Annotated in this window: 8 protein-coding genes, 1 tRNA gene and 1 rRNA gene; all 10 read left to right on the forward strand. The window is 39.3% G+C overall.

Annotated elements, in window-relative coordinates:
* The gene (locus tag BLO53_RS02355; RefSeq protein ID WP_176757123.1) at positions 1-429 is read left to right on the forward strand and encodes a prepilin peptidase; all 429 of its coding nucleotides are present in this window, start codon (positions 1-3) and stop codon (positions 427-429) included.
* A 163-nt stretch (positions 430-592) separates the two neighbouring features.
* Entirely contained in the window at positions 593-889 is a 297-nt protein-coding gene (locus tag BLO53_RS19555; RefSeq protein ID WP_242875273.1) for a hypothetical protein, read from the forward strand.
* The gene (locus tag BLO53_RS02365) at positions 862-2,277 is read left to right on the forward strand and encodes a DUF6382 domain-containing protein (protein ID WP_092058870.1); all 1,416 of its coding nucleotides are present in this window, start codon (positions 862-864) and stop codon (positions 2,275-2,277) included. Before BLO53_RS19555 ends, BLO53_RS02365 begins: the two co-directional genes overlap by 28 nt.
* A gap of 50 nt (positions 2,278-2,327) precedes the next feature.
* The gene (locus tag BLO53_RS02370) at positions 2,328-3,338 is read left to right on the forward strand and encodes an SCP2 sterol-binding domain-containing protein (RefSeq protein WP_092058872.1); all 1,011 of its coding nucleotides are present in this window, start codon (positions 2,328-2,330) and stop codon (positions 3,336-3,338) included.
* A 174-nt stretch (positions 3,339-3,512) separates the two neighbouring features.
* Positions 3,513-4,007 carry a rhomboid family intramembrane serine protease gene (locus tag BLO53_RS02375; RefSeq protein ID WP_176757124.1) on the forward strand — a complete coding sequence of 165 codons (495 nt, stop codon included), beginning with the start codon at positions 3,513-3,515 and terminating at the stop codon, positions 4,005-4,007.
* The gene (locus BLO53_RS02380) at positions 4,007-4,411 is read left to right on the forward strand and encodes an HIT family protein (protein ID WP_092058876.1); all 405 of its coding nucleotides are present in this window, start codon (positions 4,007-4,009) and stop codon (positions 4,409-4,411) included. Before BLO53_RS02375 ends, BLO53_RS02380 begins: the two co-directional genes overlap by 1 nt.
* Positions 4,412-4,439: 28 nt before the next feature.
* On the forward strand, positions 4,440-5,282 hold the full coding sequence (locus BLO53_RS02385; RefSeq protein WP_092058878.1) for a fumarate hydratase: 843 nt from the start codon (positions 4,440-4,442) through the stop codon (positions 5,280-5,282).
* A 158-nt stretch (positions 5,283-5,440) separates the two neighbouring features.
* Entirely contained in the window at positions 5,441-5,968 is a 528-nt protein-coding gene (locus BLO53_RS02390; RefSeq protein WP_092058880.1) for a Fe-S-containing hydro-lyase, read from the forward strand.
* A gap of 117 nt (positions 5,969-6,085) precedes the next feature.
* Positions 6,086-6,173, forward strand: a tRNA-Ser gene (locus BLO53_RS02395).
* Between the two features lie 622 nt (positions 6,174-6,795).
* A 16S ribosomal RNA gene (locus BLO53_RS02400) occupies positions 6,796-7,030 on the forward strand; the annotation flags it as partial.

The raw sequence follows: 7,030 nt of genomic DNA on the forward strand, positions 1-7,030 counted from the left end.
ATGTTGATAACTATAAAAATACTAACCCTTGCAATCATGCTACTTGTAGCATATGAGGATATTAAGAAAAAAGAAATATCGATGAAAGCTATTATAGTCTGCGCTCTATTAGCGTTATCATCAACCGGTATAAGGTTCTATATGGGTGAAGGACTGCCAGACTCTTTCTTATCTCTTTTGCCTGGAGCAATCATGTTGATCATAGGGCGAATCACAAAAGAAGAGGTCGGTTATGGAGATGGACTTATGCTTATGACAATTGGACCAGTGTTTGGTTTGGAACATGTGATGCTCGGCTGCTTTACCGGACTATTTGTAATCAGCATTCTGTCAATTTTCATTCTGGTGTGTCGGAAAGGAAACAGAAAGACAAAAATTGCCTTTGTTCCTTTTTTGACATTGGGAATGGGGGTGGTGATGTTTGCGTAAACTTCACGGATATATGACAGTAGAGGCATCTTTCATTGTGCCTATGGTAATTTGCGTTTTTATACTCATTATATATTTCACAAATTATATGTACGCAAGATGCGTGCTAGCGCAAGACAGTTATATTTTGGCCTTTCGTGCTTCTACAGCCGAGAATGCAGATATGCAGCAAACTGTCGTGGAAAAAAGTCAGGCAGTAGCAGGAAATAAATACTTTGGTAATACCAGGCCGGTATTTGACGGAGAAACTCGAGGAAAAGAAATAACTGTTACAGGAAAAACCACAACTCGCCATGGGGCTATGGGCAGGTTTTTTTTAAAACCCAAAAAAGGTTGGGAAATTGAGACAAAGTCCATAGCCAGAAAAAGAAAATACTCAGACCATATCAGAACGGTAAAAAGAATTAAGGATATCGCTACTAAGGAGGATTTATGGAATACAGATACTATAGAGAATTAAAGCATAACTATCTGATAGTTCAGCAAGACAATAACTCACGGGAAAAGATTGCAAGTTATCAGGCAAGAATCTTGGAAAAAGGTAAACTATCAGGTTTTTTGACATGCAACATGAGGACTATAAACAATGAAAATTATTTATACTACGAGATAAACTCAATGCAGAATATTCGCGACAGATTTTCTGTAAGAGGAATGGATGCAGAACAGCTTGCGAAGCTTTTGACATCTCTTAAGAATTCATTAGAGAGCCTATCGGAATATCTGCTTGGCATGGAAAATGTAGTCCTTGATGCAAAAAGCGTTTTTACTGATCTGTCTACTGGTGAATATAAATTCATGTATTGCCCTTTCAAAAAGGAACAGGCAGATTTTGCAGGATTTATCGATGAATTAGTGGAACTGGTTGATCATGATGATGAGGTAGCTGTAGAGATGATATATTCATGCGCTGAGAAAGCGGAGATGGATAGCATGCTTGCCATTGACTGTATTGAACAGGTTCTCGAGGATAAAAGATATATAAAAGAACCTATTGAGAAAATAGAGCAGAGCCAAGATACTCAGGAATTTATAGAATTTGACAATAGAGCACTTAATCTTGATGAAGATGAGGAAGAAGAGAATGAAGACATCAGAAAGCACAAAGGCAAAAAAGCTAGTGGCAAGGTCCAGATCATATTTGGAATTCTGTTTCTGATCCTTTTAGCTATCATGATGTATGTACGCATGAATTACATTTTGTCCAGAGAAGAAAATTTATTATCAATAATAGTCATTGTAGTATCTGTTGTAACTGGTCTTGTGGCATTTATCAATGGATTTAAAGATGCAAATGTCAGCTTGCCATGGAAAAAGAAAAACAAAAAGGATATCAAGTCCCTGGAAGATATAGATGAAGATGATACCTGCGATCAGCTTGAAGATTACGGAGAATTTTGTGGTGACGATACAATTGATACATATGTGGATGTCGACAGCTACAAGAATAAAGTCAATGTTACATCTCATAGCAAAAGGGCAAAATATGTTGCAAGCACAAGGTCATCATGGGGAGAAACAGTAGTACTATCTCAGGAAGATGACAGCGATAAAGCATTTACTTTATATAGTAGAAATACAGACAAGACTATAAGGATTTCATTGGACAAACTCCCATTGACTGTAGGAAAAATGGCAGGGTGCGTTGATGAGGTGCTAGATGATATGAGTGTATCAAGGATTCACTGCAGATTTATGCAAAATGAGGAAGGCGGTATTTCAATCGTTGATCTCAATTCAACAAATGGAACGTTTAGAAATGGTCTAAAGATCACTCCGCAAAAAGAGATAGGACTTGAAGAGGGGGATGAGGTCAGAATCGGTAGAATTTGCTTTGACTGTAGGTGATTTGCCCTATAATTGTGGTATAATACCCTTAACTGGTTGGAGGGGTATCCATGAAGATTAATATCTATTACGGCGGCAGAGGAATCATTGATGATCCTACTCTGTACGTTATCTCACAGATCGAAGCAGTTCTACAGGAATTAAATGTTAAAGTTCAGCAATACAATCTTTACGAGCAGCGCAATGGTATTACTGCGCTTCCTAATACACTCAAGGACGCAGATGGAATTATACTTGCGTCAACAGTAGAGTGGTATGGAGTAGGAGGCTATCTGATGCAGTTTCTGGATGCCTGCTGGCTATATGGGGATAAAGACAGGATAAAGGAAATTTACATGGCTCCTGTTGTCATGTCTACTACTCATGGTGAGCGAGAAGGAATGATGAGCCTGGCAGCAGCATGGGAAATGTTAGGGGGACTTCCTTGTGATGGAATGTGCGGATACATAGCTGACACAACCAAGCTTGAGAACAGCACCGAGTATTCCAAGATAATTGAGAAAAAGACTGAGAACATTTACCGAACCATTAATCAAAAAATGGCAGTCTTTCCCGCGAGTAATCAAGCTGTGATAAATAAAGTTGCAGCTTCAAAAGGTATAGATCTTACACCTCAGGAATCAGAGCAGCTGTCAGAATATGCATCTGATGATAATTATGTTCGTACACAAAAGGAAGATATACAGGAACTTGCCAGTATCTTTAGAGATAAGATGGGCAAAGAAGACGGCAGTGTCGGAAACACTGAAGAATATGTAAAGCGGCTGAACAAGAAATTCACTCCGGTAGCTGGGATTCGTGCTAAATACAAGATAATTGTGCAGGATAATCCTAAGTCTAAGCCTATAATTATAGACGTTGACAATAGCATATGTGATTGCCATGTAGGAAATGACGATGACTGCGATGTTATTATCACCTCTGATCAGATGGTCTTAGAGGATGTTCTTGAGGGGAGAATGACCTTCCAGAGAGCATTTATGGCAGGCAGCATCAAGATGAAGGGAGATTTTAAGCTTCTTCGCAGCATGGATCAGCTATTTGATCTAATGGCTGAATAACAGCTTTCAAACATAGATATGCAGGATAATAAATTTGGTATAGATGATGCCTTTTATGAAAAACAGAAGCAAATCTATAAAACTTCATATGTTACACTAGCGCTTGTCATTATAAATGTGATTCTCTTTACATTAAATAACACCGTGATGCGTTCCTTAAACGCAAAGGCGTCTATGGATACAGCACTTGTCGTTGGAAATAGCGAATATTACAGACTTTTTTCTTCTATGTTCATGCACTGGGATATCAATCATCTTTTTAATAATATGATGGTTTTGCTATTGGTAGGGGCTGTAATAGAGCACTATCTTGGACATTTGGCATATCTTTTCCTATACATCATTGCTGGACTTTCTGGAAATCTTATGTCTATGTATTACGAGATAGTAAAATCTAACTATCGAATATCTCTTGGCGCTAGTGGCGCCACTATGGGAATTGTAGGATTTTTAGTTGTATGGCTTGTGATTAATAGAAAGTCTTTAGCAAAAGATAAGTCTATGTTACTAAGGCTCGTGTTGCTTTTGATGTTTGTTGTAGAAGCCTGCTTTTTCCAAGCTCAGGCTAATACCCAAGCACATTTGGGTGGATTTCTGGCAGGTTTTATCATGGGTATGATCAATATCATTATGTTTAATAATAGAAAAGATATGGAGGGAATAGTCTAATGAGTGATTGCATTTTCTGTAAAATAGCAAATGGAGAGATACCATCAAATACAATTTATGAGGATGATGATTTCAGAGTTATCCTTGATAATGGGCCAGCTACAAAGGGACATGCGCTGGTACTTCCCAAAAAGCATTATGCAGATCTTTTTGAGATTCCGCAGGAAGCAGTGATGGGAGCTGTAAAGGTTGCACAGGAAGTTGCAGGTACTATTAAAAACAAACTTGGCTGCGATGGTCTTAATCTTGTACAAAACAATGGTGCGGCAGCAGGACAGACAGTTATGCACTTCCATTTGCATATTATTCCAAGATATGAAAATGATGGACAGCATATACTCTGGAAGCCTACAAGTCCTTCTGCAGATGAGCTTGTAGCAATCAAGAACGAAATCTTAGGATGAGATCAATAACTATAAGGAGCACCTTTGAATGCGCGAAATAGATGTTGCTGAAGTAACAGGGATAGTTAGGCAAATGTGCATTGATGCCAACCATACACTGTCGGATGATATGAGAACTGCACTTTCAAGAGCACAGGAACAGGAAGAGTCTGAGCTTGGCAAGAATATTTTTTCTAAACTTGAGGAAAATCTTAAGATTGCTAAAGAGGATATGATTCCAATATGCCAAGACACTGGAATGGCAGTTTTTTTCGTAAATGTTGGGCAGGAAGTTCATTTTGTTGGCGGCAGTCTTACAGATGCAATTAATGAAGGAGTCAGACAAGGATATACAGAAGGATATCTCAGAAAATCTGTAGTTGGAGATCCGCTCATGCGTAAGAATACAGGCGACAATACCCCTGCCGTTATTCATTACAACATCGTTCAAGGAGATAAAGTATCTATTACCTGTGCGCCCAAAGGCTTTGGAAGTGAGAACATGAGCAGAGTGTTTATGCTCAAGCCTGCTGATGGTGAAGAAGGCGTCAAAAATGCTATTGTTCAAGCTGTTAAGGATGCTGGACCTAATGCTTGTCCACCTATGGTAGTAGGTGTAGGCATAGGGGGTACATTTGAAAAATGTGCTGAAATGGCCAAAGAAGCACTTACAAGACCTGTAGGCCAACATTCAGACATTGAGTATGTTTGCAAAATGGAAGAAGAGGTACTTGATAAGATCAATGAGACGGGGATTGGACCAGCTGGCCTTGGAGGAAAGATTACGGCCCTTGCTGTAAACATTAATACCTACGCTACCCACATAGCAGGTCTTCCGGTAGCTGTAAACATTTGTTGTCATGTGAATCGGCATGTATCAAAGGTTATCTGATTTAGGTGCTTTGAGGTGAATAAGCTGGTATACCATTTTAGGGCTAACACCTAAAGGTTCAACAAGGTATTTCATAGGATAAAACACAACTAGTGTAGCTATTTTATATTATCTCGAAAAGTATAAATGGCAGTTACACTAGCATTTTTGAGGACGATATGGAAATAAAGATAAATGCTCCTGTAGATATGGATATAATGAAACAGCTAAAGGCTGGAGATATGGTGTATATCACTGGAACTATTTATACAGCCAGAGATGCTGCACATAAGAGAATGGACGAAGCTCTTACTAGAGGCGAGAAATTACCTATAGAGTTAAAAAATAATCTCATATATTATATGGGACCTTCTCCGGCAAGAGAAGGCCGTCCTATAGGTTCTGCCGGACCAACAACAGCAAGTCGAATGGACAAGTATACGCCCAAGCTGTTAGATCTTGGACTTGCAGGAATGATAGGTAAGGGAAAAAGATCACAAGAAGTAATTGATGCAATGATGAGGAATGGAGCAGTATATTTTGCAGCCATTGGTGGAGCTGGAGCGTTATTGTCAAAAGCTATTACTAAGGCAGAAGTCATAGCCTACGATGATCTGGGAACAGAGGCTATTAGAAGACTGGAGGTAAAAGATTTTCCTGTAATAGTAGTAATAGATTCAGATGGAACGAATCTTTACGATAAATAATTACCATAAAAGAATTGACAAAGCCTTTGCACCTTTGTATAATTACATTTGCGTCTGATGATTTACAGATGCAAGCTATAGAATTCAAACCACAAATTGGTAGAGGGATTCAGGCATGGAGAAATACTCAAGTGGCTGAAGAGGCGCCCCTGCTAAGGGTGTAGACCGTTCACGCGGTGCGCGGGTTCAAATCCCGCTTTCTCCGTTTAGCACATAACTCCTTAGGATTTTCCTAAGGAGTTTTTTGTATTTCATATGAAGGGCTCGCAGACGAGAGAGAAGATCAACCGTCTTCTACTCAATCCTATTCACCAGGACAAAATATAGTTTTGATATATTTCAGGTGCCTTCCAAATATATTGGCCCTGCTCAAATATATGCACTTGAAAGGAACATAACCGATATTGAAATATTGAAGAAAGCATATAATATCGCACTACAAATTGCGGTCAAAGCAGCTTTAGCGGCCTATATATAGTGGGTTATAAACTTTTTGAAAATTTCTAAAAAAAGATGTTGCATTTGGAAAAGTGCTTTGCTATAATAACTTTTGCCCGTTGCGGAGAGGGCAGTTACCTACTGATGAGGCTTTGTCCCAGTAACTGCGAATCGAAACTTCGGCAAACAAATTAAAAAAGTTGTTGACAGAAACTTAAAGCTATGCTATTCTAAACGAGTTGCGGCTGAGAGCTACAACAACTAAGAACCTTGACAAATAAACAGTAATGCAACCCTGAAAAATTCCAAGAGAATTTATTCAGAACAAAATTAGTAAATAACGGACAGAACAAAAAGCCAAGCTTGAGTTCTGGCCAGATCAAACTTTTAAACGTGAGAGTTCGATCCTGGCTCAGGATGAACGCTGGCGGCGTGCCTAACACATGCAAGTCGAACGGAGATTTAACGCTGATGAGGCTTCGGCGGATTCTTGTTAAATCTTAGTGGCGGACGGGTGAGTAACGCGTGGGCAACCTGCCTCATACTGGGGGATAACAGTTGGAAACGACTGTTAATACCGCATAAGCGCACTAGAGTCGCATGACTCAGTGTGAAAAACTCTGG

Source organism: Butyrivibrio sp. INlla14, assembly GCF_900102515.1.
Taxonomy (GTDB): domain Bacteria; phylum Bacillota; class Clostridia; order Lachnospirales; family Lachnospiraceae; genus Butyrivibrio.